The 18,773-nt window shown below is 61.0% G+C and carries 16 protein-coding genes; all 16 read left to right on the plus strand.

Translation table 11 applies throughout. The annotated features are described in order from the left end of the window. Positions 1-321 precede the first annotated feature (321 nt). The 16 genes from M0D66_RS26125 (at position 322) to M0D66_RS26200 (ending at position 18,770) form a co-directional block, all read left to right on the plus strand. Entirely contained in the window at positions 322-702 is a 381-nt protein-coding gene (locus M0D66_RS26125) for an MAPEG family protein (RefSeq protein WP_266211959.1), read from the plus strand. Between the two features lie 134 nt (positions 703-836). Then, entirely contained in the window at positions 837-2,168 is a 1,332-nt protein-coding gene (locus M0D66_RS26130) for a chloride channel protein (RefSeq protein ID WP_093632501.1), read from the plus strand. Between the two features lie 467 nt (positions 2,169-2,635). After that, entirely contained in the window at positions 2,636-3,679 is a 1,044-nt protein-coding gene (locus M0D66_RS26135) for an NAD(P)-dependent alcohol dehydrogenase (protein ID WP_093632502.1), read from the plus strand. Between the two features lie 31 nt (positions 3,680-3,710). After that, positions 3,711-4,025 carry a hypothetical protein gene (locus M0D66_RS26140; RefSeq protein ID WP_244862833.1) on the plus strand — a complete coding sequence of 105 codons (315 nt, stop codon included), beginning with the start codon at positions 3,711-3,713 and terminating at the stop codon, positions 4,023-4,025. After that, positions 4,022-5,056: a GTP-binding protein gene (locus M0D66_RS26145; protein WP_200621300.1), complete on the plus strand. Its 1,035-nt coding sequence runs from the start codon at positions 4,022-4,024 to the stop codon at positions 5,054-5,056. Before M0D66_RS26140 ends, M0D66_RS26145 begins: the two co-directional genes overlap by 4 nt. Then, positions 5,053-6,147, plus strand: a complete 1,095-nt coding sequence (locus tag M0D66_RS26150) for a WD40 repeat domain-containing protein (RefSeq protein WP_266211961.1) — start codon at positions 5,053-5,055, stop codon at positions 6,145-6,147. Before M0D66_RS26145 ends, M0D66_RS26150 begins: the two co-directional genes overlap by 4 nt. Positions 6,148-6,188: 41 nt before the next feature. Further along, positions 6,189-6,392 (plus strand): hypothetical protein, encoded by a 204-nt coding sequence (locus M0D66_RS26155; RefSeq protein ID WP_093632505.1) that lies wholly within the window; start codon positions 6,189-6,191, stop codon positions 6,390-6,392. A gap of 467 nt (positions 6,393-6,859) precedes the next feature. Next, the gene (locus M0D66_RS26160; protein ID WP_093632506.1) at positions 6,860-8,530 is read left to right on the plus strand and encodes an aromatic/alkene/methane monooxygenase hydroxylase/oxygenase subunit alpha; all 1,671 of its coding nucleotides are present in this window, start codon (positions 6,860-6,862) and stop codon (positions 8,528-8,530) included. A gap of 74 nt (positions 8,531-8,604) precedes the next feature. After that, positions 8,605-9,687, plus strand: coding sequence for an NADH:ubiquinone reductase (Na(+)-transporting) subunit F (locus tag M0D66_RS26165; protein ID WP_093632763.1), 1,083 nt, complete (start codon positions 8,605-8,607; stop codon positions 9,685-9,687). A 62-nt stretch (positions 9,688-9,749) separates the two neighbouring features. Next, on the plus strand, positions 9,750-10,835 hold the full coding sequence (locus tag M0D66_RS26170) for an aromatic/alkene monooxygenase hydroxylase subunit beta (protein WP_266211962.1): 1,086 nt from the start codon (positions 9,750-9,752) through the stop codon (positions 10,833-10,835). 83 nt (positions 10,836-10,918) lie between these two features. Beyond that, complete coding sequence (locus tag M0D66_RS26175) at positions 10,919-11,272, plus strand: MmoB/DmpM family protein (RefSeq protein WP_093632508.1); 354 nt, start codon at positions 10,919-10,921, stop codon at positions 11,270-11,272. 82 nt (positions 11,273-11,354) lie between these two features. Continuing rightward, on the plus strand, positions 11,355-12,380 hold the full coding sequence (locus M0D66_RS26180) for an amidohydrolase family protein (protein ID WP_266211963.1): 1,026 nt from the start codon (positions 11,355-11,357) through the stop codon (positions 12,378-12,380). Beyond that, positions 12,377-13,216 carry a metal-sulfur cluster assembly factor gene (locus M0D66_RS26185; protein WP_244864070.1) on the plus strand — a complete coding sequence of 280 codons (840 nt, stop codon included), beginning with the start codon at positions 12,377-12,379 and terminating at the stop codon, positions 13,214-13,216. Before M0D66_RS26180 ends, M0D66_RS26185 begins: the two co-directional genes overlap by 4 nt. A gap of 68 nt (positions 13,217-13,284) precedes the next feature. Then, complete coding sequence (locus tag M0D66_RS26190; protein ID WP_266211964.1) at positions 13,285-14,922, plus strand: molecular chaperone GroEL; 1,638 nt, start codon at positions 13,285-13,287, stop codon at positions 14,920-14,922. Between the two features lie 361 nt (positions 14,923-15,283). Beyond that, positions 15,284-16,603 (plus strand): Nramp family divalent metal transporter, encoded by a 1,320-nt coding sequence (locus tag M0D66_RS26195; protein ID WP_093632512.1) that lies wholly within the window; start codon positions 15,284-15,286, stop codon positions 16,601-16,603. A 178-nt stretch (positions 16,604-16,781) separates the two neighbouring features. Next, positions 16,782-18,770, plus strand: coding sequence for a sigma-54-dependent Fis family transcriptional regulator (locus tag M0D66_RS26200; protein WP_093632513.1), 1,989 nt, complete (start codon positions 16,782-16,784; stop codon positions 18,768-18,770). Positions 18,771-18,773 lie beyond the last annotated feature (3 nt).

The following is an 18,773-nucleotide window of genomic DNA, read 5'->3' on the forward strand; positions in this document are numbered from 1 at the left end:
AGCGTTAAACGCTTGCATGGTAGATGCCGCGTTTATCCGTATTAATCCCTGGAGCGAATTCCGGTGCGAATCTCAACGCATGGCGAATGTTGGCTTAATGTAATTATTGTATTAATCGCGTTTGATGAATTGTTTGTTATTTGTAATGTTTTTTGGCGCTTTTCTTCGCGTTTACGAGGCGGGTAAACCGGTCAATCTGACTGCCTCGTTTCGAGCGTCTGTAGAGGCGCCGCTCGCGGGATTCAGGTTGGCGACAGCGGATGCTGGCGGGTATAACAGCGGCTCGCGGCATTCGTGCCGCGCATACAAGGAGACTGACGAATGACGATTCCGCATTTATGCCTGCTCATCGTAGTGGTGCTGCCGTTCCCGTGGATCATGCTGGCGAAAGTGAGCAAGCGCTACGACAATGCCGCGCCGCGCACCTATCTCGCGGGCCTCCAAGGCTGGCGCGCGCGTGCTCACGCTGCGCATCAGAACGCGTGGGAAGCATTGGCGATGTTCACCGCAGCGATCGTCGTCGCAGGGCAGGCAGGCGGGTCGGGTTCGAGCCCGTGGATCAACTGGCTGGCGATTACGTTTGTCGTCGCGCGCGTGCTGCACGGGGTTTTGTATGTGGCGAATCTGGCGCCGCTTCGCTCGCTGGTGTGGTTCGTCGGCGTCGCTTGCGTGCTGTCGATGTTTTTCGTGTCGATGAACTGAGGGCACACGAGGACGTGGGTGCGTTTGACCTATGCGCATGACGCATCAGTCGAGTAGAAAAAGCAATTTGATTCATGTTGCGACGCGGAATAAGATGATCGCTATCCCATTAATTCCGCCTCTGTCGACGCATCATGTCAGCCAAATCAATCACTTCGGAGTCACGGCGCCGCGCGCGCAATCCACTTGCTGCACTGGCCGTCGTCACGTTGCTGACGGGGATCGGGGCCGGTTTCGGCGGCATGTTGCTCGCCTTGCTGCTGCACGGTATTCAGCACCTCGCATACGGCTACAGCGTGACGCACGCAATCAGCAGCGAGAGTTTCCTGGAAGGTGTCACCGATGCATCGCCTGAGCGGCGTGTACTCGTCCTGATGATGTGCGGACTGGTGGCCGGGTTCGGCTGGTGGTTGCTGTATCGCTTCGGGCGGCCGCTCGTGAGCATTCGCCAGGCCGTCAAATCCGACGATCCACGTATGCCTGTGTTGAGCACCACCGTGCATGCGTTGCTGCAGATCGTGACGGTGGCGCTCGGCTCGCCGCTCGGACGCGAAGTCGCGCCGCGCGAGATCGGTTCGGCGCTGGCCGGCTGGCTTTCCCACCGCGCGGGCTTATCGGTCGAGCAGAGCCGGATCATGGTTGCGTGCGGTGCGGGCGCGGGTCTGGCCGCTGTGTACAACGTGCCGCTCGGCGGCGCGGTGTTCGTGCTCGAGGTGCTGTTGGGCACGTTTGGCTGGAAAGCTGTGGTGCCTGCTGCGGTGACATCGGCCGTCGCGGCGCTGGTCGCGCAATTCGGTCTGGGCAACGAGCATCAGTATCTCGTGCCGTCGTTGACGGTGAGTACCTCGCTCGTCGTCTGGTCCGTCGTGTGCGGTCCGATTTTCGGTGCTGCGGCGTGGGGCTTTACGGAACTCACGAAACGCGCGCGCGCAGAGGCGCCCAAGGATTGGCGTTTGCCCGTGTTGTCGTTGTTGAACTTCGCGATCATCGGCGTGCTGGCGATGCACTTTCCGCAGTTGCTCGGCAATGGCAAAGGGCCTGCGGGACTGGCGTTCGATGGCAACCTGACGATGGCGCTCGCGGCGATGCTGCTGGTGCTGAAGGTGGTGATCACAGCGAGTAGTTTGCGTGCGGGTGCCGAAGGCGGCTTGTTGACGCCTGGGCTTGCGAATGGCGCGTTGTTGGCGATCGTGCTCGGTGGCGCGTGGAGTCTGTTCTGGCCGGGCGCTTCTTCAGGCGCGTTTGCCGTTGTCGGCGCGACGGCGTTTCTGGCTGCTTCGATGCAGATGCCGATTACGGCGGTGGTGCTCGTTTTTGAATTTACCCGTGTGAGCCAAGACTTTTTGATTCCGGTTCTGTTTGCCGTCGGCGGCGCTGCGTTGAGTTTTCAGGCATGCGTGAAGTGGGCGCCGGCGCTGCAGTTCGGTTCTGGTTTCAATTGGGGTGGTGCGGGCAAAGCGCGGTAGGATTTTTTGCCTTTGCCGGACAGCATCAGCACTCCGAAAGTTGAACGCCGACGTCAAGTCGCTGCAGACCGAGCGCCGCTACTCACTGATGTTCGGACACTGAGTTGGATTTCGACGAATTCATGACGAGCGGCTGGTGGCTGAACATACTCGCCGCGCTATGCCTCGAAAAATCGCACATTTCATCAAAAGCGATATGTCCCATTTTGAAACAGACCCGGCAGTCTGTCTCTAACCATATGTCCGATTATGCGACAGCACGGGCCGGCCACGACTGGCGTTGAGTTCCGTGCGTATCAATCGCGCCTTGTCCATCGTGTAGACCGCGCCCACGCCTGGTGAATTCAGGATCATTGGCATAGGGCTTGCTCAGAAAGCTACAAAAAAGTCGCAAGCGTCCGAGGCGAGTCTTGCGGTGGCCGGCCACCTGCTCGAACTCGAAACACAACGATTGGAGGAGGCGAAACGTGAAAGCCGCAGTGCTGCATCAGTACGACGAGTCATTGTCCCGCGACGAATTCGTGCGCTACGAAGAATTCGCGGATCCGAAAATCGAACGTCCCACCGACGTGATCGTCCGTATCGGAGGCGCCGGTGTCTGCCGCACCGATCTTCATGTTGTTGAAGGCATATGGCGCAGCAAGGTCGACGTGGCTTTGCCCTACATCATGGGCCACGAGAATGCCGGCTGGGTCGAAGCGGTCGGACGCGGCGTCGAAAGCGTGAAGGTGGGTGATCCGGTGATCTGTCATCCGCTGGTGACAAGCGGTCATTGTCTTGCATGCCGTCGTGGCGACGATATGCACGCGACCGACAGCCGGTTTCCCGGCATCAATGCGAATGGCGGCTATGCCCAGTATCTGCTGACCGGTGAACGCTCGCTGATTCAGCTACCGAAGTCGCTCGCACCCAAAGACGTCGCACCTTATACCGACGCCGGACTCACGGCGTATCGCGCTGCAAAGAAGGCGTCGCGCCACCTGCTTCCCGGCCAGTTTGCGGTCGTGATCGGCGCTGGCGGCCTGGGTCACATCGGCATTCAGGTATTGAACGCCCTATGCGCGGCGGAAATCATCGTGGTCGATCGGTCCGAGACCGCGCTGCAGCTTGCGAAGGAATGCGGTGCGCACCATACCGTCAAGGGCGATGGAAACGAAGTCGAGAGCGTGCTTGAGTTGACTGGCGGCAACGGCGCGGAGGCAGTGATCGATTTTGTCGGCGAAGGCGATGCGATCGCCAAGGGACTCGCCATGACGCGCAACGCCGGGTTCTATTACATCGTCGGCTATGGCGGGAAGATCGAGTTGCCGACCATCGACATGATCACCAGCGAGAAAACGATTGTCGGCAATCTGGTCGGCACCTATCCCGAGCTGGTCGAATTGATGGCGCTCGCCGACCGTGGACTGGTTCATCTGGCGACCCGGGAATACCGCTTGAGCGACGCGAACCAGGCGCTCAAGGATCTGCACCACGGCAAGATCAAGGGCCGTGCGGTGCTGATTCCGTAGCGGATCGGCTTCGGCCTGAAGGGAGAACACCGTGGCGCAGCAAGACGCAATGCGGCTCTTTGAACGCATGCGACTGGTCATCGCACTGACTGAGGTCAACTCCCACCACTTGCGTGGCGAGAGCCGGCGTGCGGGCGCCGAGATCGAGTTGGCGTGCGCGCTGGCCAGCGAGAAGCGCGACGGCGTCTCGCCCGATGGCACGCGGAACATCGCGCAATTGCGTGAACGGCTGAGTGACGCCGAACGCGCGTTGCAGGCGATCGAATCCGAGCGCATCCGGCTCGAAGACGAGTTGGTCAATCTCGACGCTATGCTTCCGGGCGCGAACCGGGGAGGCTGGCAATGAATCGAATCCCGGTCACTGTTCTCACCGGTTTTCTCGGCGCGGGTAAGACGACACTGCTTAATCGCATTCTGCGTGAGCAGCATGGCCGGCGCTATGCGGTGATCGTCAATGAATTCGGCGCAATCGGTATCGACGGCGATCTCGTCGTGGGCGCTGAAGACGAAGTCGTCGAGCTGAATAACGGCTGTATCTGCTGCAAGGTGCGGGGCGACCTGATTCGCGTGGTGTCTGGACTCGTCAGACGCAAGGGCGGTTTCGATGGAATCCTGATCGAAACATCCGGTTTGGCGGACCCCGCACCCGTGGTGCAGACTTTCTTTATCGACGATCTCATCCGGCAGCACACGCGCCTCGACAGCGTGATTTGCGTCGCCGATGCCTGCCACCTGCAAGCGCGCCTCACCGACAGTCGCGAGGCGGCGGAGCAACTCGCGCAAGCGGACATCGTGCTGCTCAACAAGACCGATCTGGTCGACATGGCCGGGCTCGCGGCGATACAGGAGGAAATCCGGCGCATCAACCCGACCGCGGAACTGCTGCCCAGTGTCAGGTGTGCGGTGCCACTCGCTACGCTGCTCGATCGCGGCGCGTTCGATCTCAAGCGTATGCGTCTCGCCCCGTCGCAAGAGGAGGGTAGCGAGTTGCCGCGTGGCGACCGCAGCTATCGCTATGTTCCCCTCGACTCTCGCGCTGATTCTCGCGCTTCCATGCATCGCGGACGGCACAGTCACGACATAGACAGCGTGTCGTTGCGCGTCGACAAGCCGCTCGAGCGCACCCGCTTCCTCTCCTGGCTGCAGCAACTGGTGGTTGAGCAAGGCCAGGATCTGCTGCGGGCGAAAGGCATCGTCGACCTGGCCGGATCGGAGCGCCGCTTCGTCTTCCAGGGCGTACACATGACGATGGACACGGACTTCGACCGACCCTGGCGAGTGGACGAACATCGGGATAGCCGGCTGGTGTTCATCGGGCGCAATCTCGATCGGCGCGGCTTGCGCGAGAGCATTCGACACTGTGAGATCGACTCATGAATGCGCCCCCACCGCTGATCGAGTTGCTCGGCGCGCGTTGGGTGGCGGAGGCGCCCGTTGTTGCGGCCGTCTGGGACGTCACCGGGCTATACGCCGGCTTCGCGCTGGGTGACGGCACGCTGGCGCTCGCAACCGGCACATGGGAAGGCGGGCCGCGGCTCACGCCGCGCGAGAGCGGCGGTGTCGAGTTCGTGCAGGCGCAAGCGCCGCCCACGCCACTGGCGTGCTTTAGCGTCCACGAGGGTACCTGCCTTGGGCTGGCCGCCGACCCTGCAGGAGGATTTCTCAGCGGCGGTGACGACGGTCGCCTCGTTCACCTGAACGTCGATGGCGCCAGCGAAGTCCTGGCGGACCTGGCCGGCGAGTGGATCGACCTGGTCGCCGCGAGTCCTGCAGGCGGCCGTGCGTATGCAAGCGGCCGCCGGGTTCACTTGCTGGGGACGAAGCCCGGCAGCCTGACGTTGCCCGGTTCGGCGACTGCCCTCGCTTTCGACCCTGCCGGCACGCAATTGGCGATCTCGCATCAAGGCGGAGTCACCTTATGGTCCGCTGACACCCTTGACCAACGCCATCTGGCGTGGCCCGGTTATCACCGCACCGTCGCGTGGAGCCCTGACGGCCGCTATCTGGTGAGCGGTATGGAAGAAAACGCGCTGCACGGCTGGCGGCTCTCCGACGGTGGCGACATCGAAATGGGCGGGTACCCGGGACAACCTCGATCGCTATCTTTTTCCGCGGACAGCCGGTTTCTTGCAACGAGCGGTGGTCTGCGGCCCGTCTGCTGGCGCTTCGATCCGCCCGGCGGCGATGACCAGCCGCACGAATGCGGCGTGGCCGGCAAGACGCCGGTCAGCCAGATCGCCTGCCATCCCACGCATCCGCTGATCGCGGTGGGTTACCACAGCGGCGCGGTGCTGCTGTGCCAGCCGGGCAGCGGCGATGTCCTGGTCGTCAAGCATTCCGGCAGCAGTCCGGTCAGCACGGTTGCATGGTCTCCTGACGGCACACGCTTAGCGTTGGGCACGGAGGCTGGCGAGCTTGCGCTCGTGTTCTTGCCGGACCTGCTGTTCCGCTTCAGAAGTCCGGGATGAACCTGTAACGAGATTCATCACATACGAGGAAGGAGGCAGCTATGAATGAGCAATACCCGTCCAAGGACCAGTTCTTCGAGCGCTTAGGCTCGCTCGCAGACGCGATGATCGCGGCCTATGGCAAAGATTTCGCCATGGGCGCGATGATCCTCGCCGCGCGCTTTGTCGCCGAGGGCAAGCCGCCTGCTAATAACTCTCCCAGCGTGATCTATAAGGGCGAAAGTCACGGGGGGATTGGCCTGTAGTAGCGGTTCGCATCTGAATTTTTTGCGGTTCCTCATGCCGTCATTCACGAAGTTAGATCAGTACACCAGATTATTTAATCGGCAGGGGATATGTCCCAATATCGGACAGGTCCATCAAACGCGAATGTCGCATAACACAACAGAACACTTGCGCTGATGGCTTCACAAAGACCTGTTTGCACGGCTCAGCCTCATCAACGCTGAGCCAACGTTGCCTGGCACGCTTGTCGCTCTATTAGGGCAAGTCACAAGGAAAGCGTTGCAGTCCCGAAGCGCAAAACAGAAATGGCAGGAGACACATTCATGAAGAACGAATCTGGACATAAGTCCTTCAGCATTGCTCCCGCCAATCTTCGCTAGCGTGTGCGACTACACCCGCGTTGTTGACTCTGGCCGCGGCACTGGCCAGCCCTGCCCCGAAGCGTCGCCGTACGACGGTTATCGTGAAATGGAACAAGGAGAGCCCAATGTCTGATGGATTAACGCTAAACAAGATCACCTCGCAGCGAGGGATCAGTATCGGCGAGGCGGCCCGTCGCGTCGCCGATCTCGGCTGGACACCCAGTTACGTCCAGGAAGCGATGACCTTCCCGACCGACTACAAGATCAGCAAGGCGCCGCGTGACCCGATGAAGCAGGTGCTGCGCTCCTATTTTCCGATGCAGGAGGAAAAGGATAATCGTGTCTATGGCGCGCTCGACGCGGCGTTGCGCGGCGACATGTTCCGCAATGTCGAGCCGCGCTGGGTCGAGTGGATGAAGCTGTTCCTTGCGATCATCCCGTTCCCGGAAATCTCGGCGGCACGTTCGATGGCGATGCTTGGACGGCTCGCGCCCGGCGAAGAGCTGCGAACCGGCTTCACGATGCAGATGGTCGACGAGTTCCGGCACTCGACGATCCAGATGAATCTGAAGAAGTGGTACATGGAGAACTATATCGATCCCGCCGGATTCGATATTACCGAGGCGGCATTCGGCAAATGCTACGCCACCACCATCGGCCGTCAGTTTGCCGAAGGCTTCCTCACCGGCGATGCAGTCACCGCGGCCAACGTGTTTCTGCAGGTGGTCGCTGAAACGGCATTCACCAATACGCTGTTCGTCGCCATGCCGTCGGAAGCGGCACGCAACGGCGACTATGCGCTGCCGACGGTGTTTCTCTCGGTGCAGTCCGATGAAAGCCGGCACATCGGCAACGGCCATTCGCTGGTGATGTCGATCATCAACGACCCGGACAATCACCTGCTGCTCGAGCGCGACCTGCGCTACGCCTTCTGGCAAAACCACGCGATCGTCGATGCGGCAATCGGTACGTTCATCGAATACGGCACCGCGGATCGCGACAAGAACAAGGAATCGTATGCCGAGCTGTGGCACCGGTGGATCTATGAGGATTACTACCGTACCTACATGCTGCCGCTTGAAAAGTACGGCATCAAGATCCATCACGACGATGTCGCCGCCGCCTGGGATCGCATCGTCAAACAGAACTATGTCCACAAGGTCGCGCAGTTCTTTGCCGTGGGCTGGCCGGTCAACTTCTGGCGCATCGAAGCGCAGACCGAAAAAGACTTCGAGTGGTTCGAGCACAAGTACCCGGGCTGGTACGCCGAATTCGGCGACTTCTGGAAGTGGTACGCGAAGAAGAGCGTGCCCGGCGAGACCAACATGCTGTTCGACCAGGAGAACGGCTATGTGTATCCGCACCGCTGCTGGAGCTGTCTGGTGCCTTGTCTGATCCGTGAAGACTTCGTGGTCGACGAGGTCGATGGTCAGCTCTACACGTACTGCTCTGAATTGTGCCGCTGGACTCACAAGGTGGCGTTCGCCTCGGAATACGAGGGGCGGCCGACTCCGGCAATGGGCCGCTTCAGCGGACGCCGCGAATGGGAGGAGTGCTACCACGGCTGGGATCTGGCCGATTGCATCAAGGATCTCGGTTTCGTGCGCAGTGACGGCAAGACACTGGTGCCTCAACCGCACCTGCGTTTCGACGACAGGAACATGTGGACGCTCGACGATGTTCGCGGCCACACGATCCAGAGCCCGATCGTTCTGCTGCGCAACATGACACCGGAACAGCGCGAGAAGCACATCGCCGAATATCGCGCCGGTTTCAAGATCAATCCGGTGAACTGACGAGGTCATGTCGTCCGGCGGCAGCGGCGCGGCTGCCCCGGACGAACGAGAAGCGTGAGGTGGGCGACATGGACATGAGTGACACGCAAGAGAAGAGGGCCGACATGCCGGATGCAGAAGAGGACAAGGTACTTCATACCGTGCGATTCGAACCGGTCGGCGTGGAGATGACGGTTGAGGAAGGCGAGACCGTGCTCGATGCCGCTTTTCGCCAGGGTATCTCGGTGATGCACGGTTGCAAGGAGGGGCAGTGCAGCAGTTGCAAGTCTTTGCTGATCGAGGGCGATGTCGAAATGAAGAAGTATTCGACCTTCGCTTTGCCTGACTACGAGCGCGAAACCAATCACATCCTGTTGTGCAGGACACTCGCCTTCAGCGATCTGACGGTCGAACTGCTGAACTACGACGAAGACCTCATGCGCCGTTCGATAGCCGTGAGTGAATACGACGCAACGCTGACGAAGATCACCGCGCTGACGCATGACATCAGGCTGCTGGAGGTGGAGTTGTCTCGGCCGCTGCGCTTCTGGGCGGGTCAGTATGTGGACTTGACGATTCCCGGCCTCGGTATTACGCGATCGTTCTCGATGGCGAGCACGCCAAACGGTGAGAGAAAGCTCGAATTCATCATCAAAAAGTATCCGAACGGCGCCTTCTCGTCGCAACTGGACGGCGGTCTGAAACCGGGCGACAGGCTGGTGGCGAAGGGACCGTACGGCACGTGTTTCCGGCGTGAGGACCAACCGGGGCCGCTGGTGCTGGTAGGCGGAGGGTCGGGGATGTCGCCGCTGTGGTCGATTCTCAACGATCACGTGCAAAGCGGCGAAGAACGACCGATTCGTTTCTTCTACGGCGCTCGCAGCCGTCGCGATCTGTTCTATCTCGACGATTTCGCGGAACTGGAGGACCGGCTGCCTGATTTCCGCTTTATTCCGGCGCTTTCCGATGCCGAGCCGGGCGATGACTGGACCGGCGCGACCGGCTTCATTCACGAAGTGCTGGGCCGTGCATTGCGTGAGGAATCGCTGGACGGTGAGATCGACGCGTATACATGCGGTCCGACGCCGATGATCGACGCAGTGATGCCGGTCCTGCAGATGGCGGGCGTTGCGCCCGAGCGGCTCTATTTCGACAAGTTTACCCAGGCTATTCGCTGACGGAAGCCAAGGCATCGCGCCAGATCGAAAGTCCGATAACCGAAAGAGGAAGGAGGAGCAACATGAGCACGTCGCTACAGGAAGTCGCACCGACGAAGTCAGGCGCAGCCGGCGCGGCCCAGTTTGCGGGCTCGGAGAGCCGCAAGTACAACTACTTCGAACCGAAGGGACGCAAGGCGACCCACTACGAGGACATGACCGTCGATGTCCAGCCGGACCCGAAGCGCTATCTGCTTCAGGACTGGATTCTCGCGTTCGCAGATGGTACGCCGACCTATTCGGAAACCTGGACGGCAGTGAAAAGCACGGACTGGCATAAATTCCGCGCGGTCGACGAGGAGTGGGAACGCACGCACTACCAGCGTCAGTCGACGATCGTCGGCATGATCACGGGCGCCGTCAACAACGCGCGGCGCTCAGGCGCGGTGAAGCGCTTCGATAAGACCTGGGTCAAGGTGCTGGAGCAGCATCTTGGCGCGTACAAACATGCGGAGTTCGGTCTCGGCACCGCCGCCATGCACGCTCAGCGCTACGGCTACACGCAGATGATCAATAGCGCGATCCTGACCAACGCCTCCTACAAGCTGCGCTTCGCTCAGGACCTGACGCTCTACCTGGGTGAGATCGCACTAGACCTGGCGAATATGGATCTTGATGCCGGCAAGGAGCATTGGCTGAACGATCCCATCTGGCAGGAAACGCGTCGCGCGGTCGAGGCTATCGGCGGCGCCACCGACTTCCTCGAAAAGTACTTTGCGGTGAATGTCGTGTTCGAGCCGATGGTGGCGGACCTGTTCCGCAGCGGTTTCATCATGCAGGTCGCCGCTTCGCAGAACGATTTCCTGACGCCCACGGTCGTGTCCGCAGCGGAGGGGGACTACGAGCGCAATCTGGCCAATGCCGTTGAACTGTTTCACATGCTGGCCAACGATCCGAGGCACGGCGAGGCCAATCGGAAGCTGTTCGGCGAGTGGCTGGAGAAGCACGGTGCGCTTGCTGCTTCGGCCGCGAAGCACTTGCAGCCGATCTGGTCGATTCCTCATGTGAAGACGGCGCAGTTCAATGACTGCCTGAACAGCTCGATCGAGCGGGCGGAGATGATCGCCAGAGAGATTGGCGTCCACTTTCCGCTGACACTCCAGGCCTGACGGGTTGCTTGCCCAGTTGATCTAACCGGGCAAGCCAACCGCACAACCCAACCGCACAACCCAACCGCGAAGAGGAGTACGCAATGTCAGTGCACAACGACAACATTTTCAAGTCGATGAAAGATGTTCGCTTCGAGCAGACCATTTCCCATCAGTGCGGCGTCACGATGAACGACAGCGTCGAGGCTCGTGCTATCGCCGAACTGATGACCCATAAGCCCGGCATCACGGTGACCTATCTGCCCGCCATGATCCGGATCGACGGGCAGGGCAAGATCGAATTCAAAATGGGCGAGATCAGCGAAGCACTGGGCCGGGAGATGACCCCGCATCTGTTCGAGATATCCACCTCGACTCACTATGGGCGGATGGTGATGGTCGATGACGAGACCGTCGTGCTGTTCGGCAACATGGACGACGCGATGGCCTACGAGTGATCGTGCAGCCCGCTATCTGATGAGGCGTCCGGCCGCCCTGACGGGTGGCGGGCCGCTCGCAACAACTACGGAGACACATGCCATGTATCGAACCACGGACGGTGAAGACATTTTCATCATCGACGGACACGTCCATCTATGGGACGGCAGCAAGGCCAACTTGAAGAACGTGCATGGCCAGCAGTTCATCGATTGCTTTTACGCGTATCACTCGAACCTGAGTCCCAAGGAGTATTTGTGGCCGAAGGAGAAGTTCGACAACTACGGCCCGGAAGTCATGTTTGACGACCTGTTTGTCAAAGGTTACGACGACATGGCAATCTGCCAGCCGACTTACCTGACGGACTTTTACAAGAACGGATTCAACACGACTGAGAAAAATTATGAGCTGAAGAAAAAGCATCCGCACCGTTTCATCGTCAACGGTGCGTTCGACCCGCGCGACGGCGAGGCCGGACTCGACTATCTGGACGAGCTGTCCGAGACGTATGGGATCAAGGGCGTCAAGCTCTACACGGCGGAGTGGCGCGGTGACAGCAAGGGCTACAAGCTGTCGGACCCGAGCGTGCAGAAGTACCTGGAGCGTTGCGAGAAGCTGGGCATCAAGAATATCCACGTCCATAAGGGCCCGACGATCCTGCCGCTGAATCGCGACGCTTTCGACGTTGCCGATGTCGACGATGTGGCGACCAGCTTCCAGAACCTGAACTTCATTGTTGAGCACTGCGGCCTGCCGCGTCTGGACGATTTCTGCTGGATCGCGACCCAGGAGACGAACGTCTACGGCGGTCTTGCGGTGGTGTTGCCGTTCATTCACACGCGTCCGGAGTACTTCGCGCATGTGATTTCGGAGCTGCTGTTCTGGATCGGCGAAGACAAGATCCTTTACGGCAGCGACTACGGTATCTGGTCGCCCAAGTGGCTGATCGAGAAGTTCATGGCTTTCGAATTGCCGGAGTCCGTCAGCAAGGAAACCGGCGTGCAACTGTCGCTGACGGCGAAGAAGAAGATTCTCGGGCTCAATGCGGCGCGGTTGTACGGTATTGACGTCGAGGCGCAGAAGAAGTTGCTGAAGGATGTCCGGCAACCGGCTGCGGTCGGGGCATGAATACCATGGCCGCCACGAGCGCGAAAGCTGCAACGGCCGCCGTCGATCGGGCCGCCGAGGTGTGGGCGCAACTCGCATCGGTCGCCGATCCCGAACTCGACGAATCGGTGACCGAGCTGGGTTTCGTCACCCGCGTGGAGGTGGATGCCGGCGGCGGCGTGCAGATTGGCTTCCGGCTGCCGACGTACTGGTGCGCCGCCAACTTCGCCTTCCTGATGGCCGACGACATGCGCATTGCTGTCGCGGGCTTACCGTGGGTGACGAAGGTGACGATCGGACTCGGCGAACATATGTACGCCGACGAGATCAACCGCGGCGTGGCGGCCGGGCGGTCATTCCAGGACACCTTCGGCGCTGAGGCCAGCGGTGAACTCGAGGACATCCGCCGGACCTTCATGGTCAAGGCTTTTCAGCGGCGACAGGAAGCGCTCCTGACGTCGCTGCTCGAACGGGGCCTTGAACCTGCGCGGCTCGTGCGCATGAGCGTGGCGGAACTCGCTGGCTTGCCTGATGATTCCGCAAGCCGGCGACTCGTGGAACGCTACCTGGCGCGGCGCTTCGTCGTCACAGGCTGTGCCATTGACGCTGCGCAGGCCGACGAAGCAGCTTTCGTCGACAGTCACGGTGCGTTGCTCGATGCGGACGGGCTTGGCGCCTACTTGCGCGCCTTACGGCGGGTCGGCGTCAATGCGGAATTCAACAGTGCGTTGTGTCGCGGCTTGCTGGCGGCGCGGTACGGCGAGGAGGACGCAGCCGCAGCCGTGCCGCAAGTCGAGATCAAGCCCGTGCATTTCGTGCCGCTCGGCGATTGGAAGAGCGCTGTCAGGCTCGCGTAATTCGGCAACACCGCGGAATCGGTTTGAAATGTAGCAATCCAGAATATTCCAACAGGAGGAGATGAATCATGCCGAATATCATGCTGCACGACGACGAGGCCCGCATGGCGCTCGGCCGCGGTGTCGCCAAACTGGCCAAAGCGGTAAGAGGCACGCTCGGGCCTCGCGGAATGAATGCGATCATCGACCGTCCGATTGGCACGCCGATCATCTCGCGCGATGGTGTGAGCATCGCCAACGAGATCGAGCTGGAAGATCCGTTCGAAAACATCGGCGCGCAGGTGGTGCGCGAAGTCTCGAAGCAGACCAATGAAGTCGCCGGCGACGGCACCACCACGGCCACCGTGCTGGCCGATGCGTTGGTCCAGGAGGGTCTCACCAGTCTCGCGGACGGCGCCAACCCCGTTGAACTGGTTCAGGGGCTGGAGATCGCGGTAGACGAGGTGATCGCGGCGCTCAGGCGGGCAGCGACACCGCTGCGCGGGAGCGAAGAGGTGCGCGCCGTGGCCGTGGTCGCCGCCAATGACGAGGTCACCGGCGCGATGGTGGCCGAAGCGCTCGAGCGGGTGGGTCCGGATGGCATCGTCGATGTCGAGTACGGCACGACGGTCGAAACCCGTCTTGAAGTGGTGGATGGGATGGCGTTCGATCGCGGCTACCTTTCTCACCATATGGTCACGGACATCGAACGAATGCAGGTGGTGCTCGACAATCCGCTCATTCTGATGACCGATCAGCGGCTACAGTCGGCAGAGGAAGTGGCGGCGCTACAGGCGCTTGCCGCACACAGCAAACGCCCGCTGCTGATCATTGCGGAGGAGGTCGCCCCCGCCTGTGTCATGGCCCTGCTGGCGTGGCGGGACAATGGCGAGGTGCCGGTGGCGGCGATTCATCCGCCGGAGTACGGGCATTGGCGCAAGGCCATGCTCGAGGATATCGCTATCGTCACAGGCGGGCGGGTGATCGCCCGTGATCTGGGCGGCAAGCTCGAAACCACGGAACTGCGCGATCTTGGCAGCGCAAGGCAGGTGCGCATCTCGTCTAACCAGACCATCATTACCGCTGGCGGCGGCGATCCGGCTGCTGTTGCCGCACGCCGTCAGCAGGTCGCGCGGCAGTATGAGATGGCCCCGGAGAATGTCGAACGCGACAAATTTCAGGTGCGTCTCGCCAAGCTGTCCGGCGGTACCGCGATGATCCTCGCCGGCGGCGCCACGCCGGTCGAACAGAAGCGCCGGCTTCACCTGATCGAGGATGCAATCAATGCGGCACGCGCGGCGATTGCCGAGGGCATCGTGCCAGGCGGCGGGATGGCGCTGCTGCGCGTGTCCGCGGAACTCGAAGGCGTGATTGCGCGGACCCACGGCAGTGTGCAACAGGGTGCCAGATTGCTGCAGCGCGTGCTGACGAAACCGCTCTATCACATCGCGACCAATTGCGGCCTTGACGGCGCGGCGATCGTGTCCGAGGCGGTGCGTGCGAAACCGGGCGTGGGTCTCGACGCCCGCACGGGCAAGTTCGTCAACCTGATGGAGGCGGGCATCATCGATCCGGTCAAGGTCAGTTATAGCGCGGTACGCAACGCTGCTTCGGTCGCCGGCCTGATTCTGACCACCCAGACACTGATTGCCAAAAAGCTGGACACGATCGATCCGACCGCTGGACCGGCGCTTGGCGCCGGCGCCGAACTGCTCGGCCGAAAATAGTGACGCTACAACCGGTCTTCGGGTCGAGGACCGGCAAAAAAACGGCCGCTGCCGGCGTGTTTCGGGCGGCCATCAATAGACACGGAGACAACGATGAGTATTGGCGCGACTCCTCGATTCAATGCCGTCGCGACGACGGCTCGGTACCTCGGTGCACGGTCCCCGATTCGCCTGCTCAAACTCGCGTCGGGGTGGACAATCACACTCTGCGGTACATTGATTATTATGTCCGATATGGGCACGGCGGTCGCTCCGCTGTTGCGAGGCATAGTCGGTGCAATCGGCAGTGCGATGCCGTGAATGCCATGCCTGCCCGGTAAATCGGGCACTCCTGTCATTTTCATGAGCAAGGAGCCACAGCTTGGACGATCGCGTTCGTAAGGCAGCCAGACCGGCGACGAGAACCGAGCGCACAACGCTTGCGGTAAGAGAGGTATTGGATGGCCGCCGCCGCGGCGCGCTGATGCTTCTGCCGTTTGCGGGACCGGCAGTGGTGGTCTCTGTTGCCTATATGGATCCGGGCAACTTTGCGACGAATATTCAGGCGGGCGCCAGATACGGTTACGCGTTGCTCTGGGTGGTGCTGTTGGCAAACCTTGTGGCGATGCTGTTTCAGGCGCTCTCGGCGAAGCTCGGCATCGTCACAGGGCGAAACCTCGCGGAGCTATGTCGCGAACGGTTTCCGAAACCCGTCTTGCTGATCATGTGGGGTGTAAGCGAAATTGCCGCGATGGCAACCGATCTGGCCGAATTTCTCGGCGGCGCGATCGGACTCTCGTTACTGTTTCATATGCCCTTGCTCGCCGGTATGGCGGTCACGGCGGTAGTGACTTACGGCCTGCTGTTGTTCGAGAGCGCCGGTTTCCGTCCTCTTGAACTGGCGATCGGAGCGCTCGTCGGCATCATCGGGTTGTCCTACCTTGCCGAATTGTTCATCACGCCGATCGCGTGGCCGAGTGTCCTGGCCCATACGTTTTCCCCTCAATTGCCCGACGCGAATGCGCTCACGATTGCGGTCGGAATCGTGGGTGCAACGGTGATGCCGCACGCGCTTTTCCTGCACTCCGGACTAACGCAACGGCGAGCACCCGCGAGAACGGAGCGCGAGCGGGAAAAGTTGCTGAAATTCTCGAATATCGAGGTCGTCATTGCATTGGCCATCGCCGGTCTCATCAATATGGCGATGGTGATCATGGCCGCAGGTGCATTTCATCACGGGCATCCCGAGGTGGCGGAGATCGAAACGGCCTATCACACGCTGGCGCCGCTATTAGGCATTGGGGCGGCAGGGATTTTTCTGTTGTCGCTGATCGCTTCGGGCATATCGAGTTCCGTGGTCGGCACGATGGCGGGTCAGATGATCATGCAAGGCTTCGTGGGTTTTCGCATTCCGTTATGGTTGCGCCGGGCCGTCACGATGGTGCCGAGTTTCGTCGTGGTGGCGCTTGGGGTCAATGCGACCCAGGCGCTCGTCCTCAGTCAGGTTGTATTAAGCCTCGCGTTGCCGCTGCCGATGGCCGCGTTGCTATGGTTCACCTGCCGCGAGGACGTGATGGGCATCTACAGAAATCGCGCGTTCATCGCGGTGATCGCCACCCTGGCGGCATTCGTGGTCTTATTGTTCAATGTCGTGCTGATACTGCAAACGTTCGGCGTTGCGATTCCTGGCTTGCCAGCCTGAATGGATCGCGATGCAGGCATATACTAATCAGCGATCGCGTCGCTGGGTTTGACTGGCAATCGAGCAAAAAAGCACGCCGCGACATATTTGCGAGTCACGCCGAAGCCAGCCGCAGAGCAGGTTCCGAGCTGACCCATCGCATAGGAGGAGAGTTGTGACGAGACAGCAGCTCAGCACCATGTCGGGTCTTGGCAATCAGGCCGCTCTGCGCCGGGTAGTGGCTAACGCGCAGCGTGCGAACGACCGTCACTCAGACCGGGTCACGATGCTCGCATGGGAGCGTTTTCTCGCGGGCGAGCCGTCCACGTCCGCGCCTTCGGCGCTGATCGACTCCTGGCGACGCAGTCTGCAATCCGGGGTCAATCCCACTGCGGGATCGGCACCGTTCGCGGTTCACGGCGACGCAGTCGAGGCGCTGCGCTGGCGGCACCGGGAGTTGCTGGCGGCGTCTGATCGTCTTTTCACGGTGACCGCAGATCTCTTTGCGGATTCGCATTCGATCCTGCTGCTCACCAATCAGGATGGTGTGATTCTCAAGGCCGCAGGAGACTTGCGTACCTTGGCGGCCGGCGAAAAAATTCATTTGACGATGGGTGGCGACTGGCGTGAAGGCCAGGCCGGCACCAACGGCATCGGCACCACGCTCGCCACCGGCCAGCCCAGCTATATCCACGGCTCCGAGCACTTCTGCGAAGGGATCAAGTCGTGGAGTTGCGCGGCGGCGCCGATTTGCGAACCTGGCACCGGCAAGATTCTCGGCGTGCTCGACATTTCCGGGCCGCCTTCCACCTATCAGATCAACAACCTCACCTTGGCGGTAACGGCCGCGCGTCAGATTGAAATGGTGCTGGCCGAACAGGCGGCTCGCGAGCATATGCGCCTGCTGGCGTTCTGTCTGCAGCGCCTGTCGTCATCCGATGCCACCGGGATGATCGCGATCGATCGGGCCGGGCGGCTTGTGCATACCACCGGCAGGGTGCCATTGCCGGTCAGCATCGGAGAACGCTTCCCCGGTATGGATGAGACTTCCGCGGTGGAGGACTGGGCGCAACATCTGCCCAAAGGTTTGCATGCCGACTGGCTCAATCCGGTTGTGGTCGATGGCAACACGATCGGTGCCATGCTCGTTGTTCCCGTGCGGTCGCAGCCCATCAACGCCCGGATCGCCGAGCGCAGTGGCGAGGCCGATCCGCAGCGCAGCTGCTTCGCGCAGATCCAGGGGCAAAGTGCAGCAATGCTGGCCGCCATCAACCGCGGTCGTCAGCTGGCCCGCAGGCGTGTTCCGGTTCTGATCGAGGGCGAAACCGGGGTCGGCAAGGAACTCTTCGCGCGCGCCATCCATGGCGAAGAAGGAGGAGGTGGACCTTTCGTCGCGTACAACTGCGGAGCCGCGTCGAAAGAACTGATCGCCAGCGAGTTGTTCGGCCACGTGCGTGGTGCCTTTACGGGCGCGACTGCCGAAGGGCGGCCAGGGCGATTCGAACTGGCTCACGGCGGCACGCTATGTCTCGACGAAATCGGCGAGATGCCGCTCGAACTTCAACCGGTCCTGTTGCGTGCCCTGGAGGAGGGCGTCATTTACCGGCTAGGGGACACTCAGCCGCGGCGCGTCGACGTGCGCCTGCTGGCAATGACCAATCGCAATCTGCGCGAAGAGGTCGACTCGGGCCACTTCCGACGTGATCTCTACTACCGCATCAGCGTGACGCGTATCCGCATTCCGCCGCTGCGCGAACGGGACATCGATATCGATCTCCTCGTCGCGTTTTTCAACCGGCGACTCGCGCAACGCCACGCGGTGCCCGAGCGGCGACTAAGCGACGACATCATGACGGTGCTACGCGCTTATTCATGGCCCGGTAATGTCAGGGAGATGCGCAACGTCATAGAAAATCTGCTCCTGACGTCCAACGAAGAGGCGGTGACGCTCGACGAGCTGCCTGCTGAACTGCTCGACGAAACCGGCACCGCCGGCGTTGTACTGCCTGCGCACAAGCAATCGGGCAGTCTGGAGGAAACGGAGCGTTTGGCCATCGTCCGGGCAGTGCAGGATGCGCACGGCAATCTCGCCCAGGCGGCCCGCTCATTGGGTGTCTCGCGCAGCACGCTATATCGCAAGCTGGAACTCTATCAACTGGACGCCATTGCCAAACCGGCTGGCGAATGAGCG

Source organism: Paraburkholderia sp. SECH2, assembly GCF_030464795.1.
In the GTDB taxonomy this organism is placed as follows: domain Bacteria; phylum Pseudomonadota; class Gammaproteobacteria; order Burkholderiales; family Burkholderiaceae; genus Paraburkholderia; species Paraburkholderia aspalathi.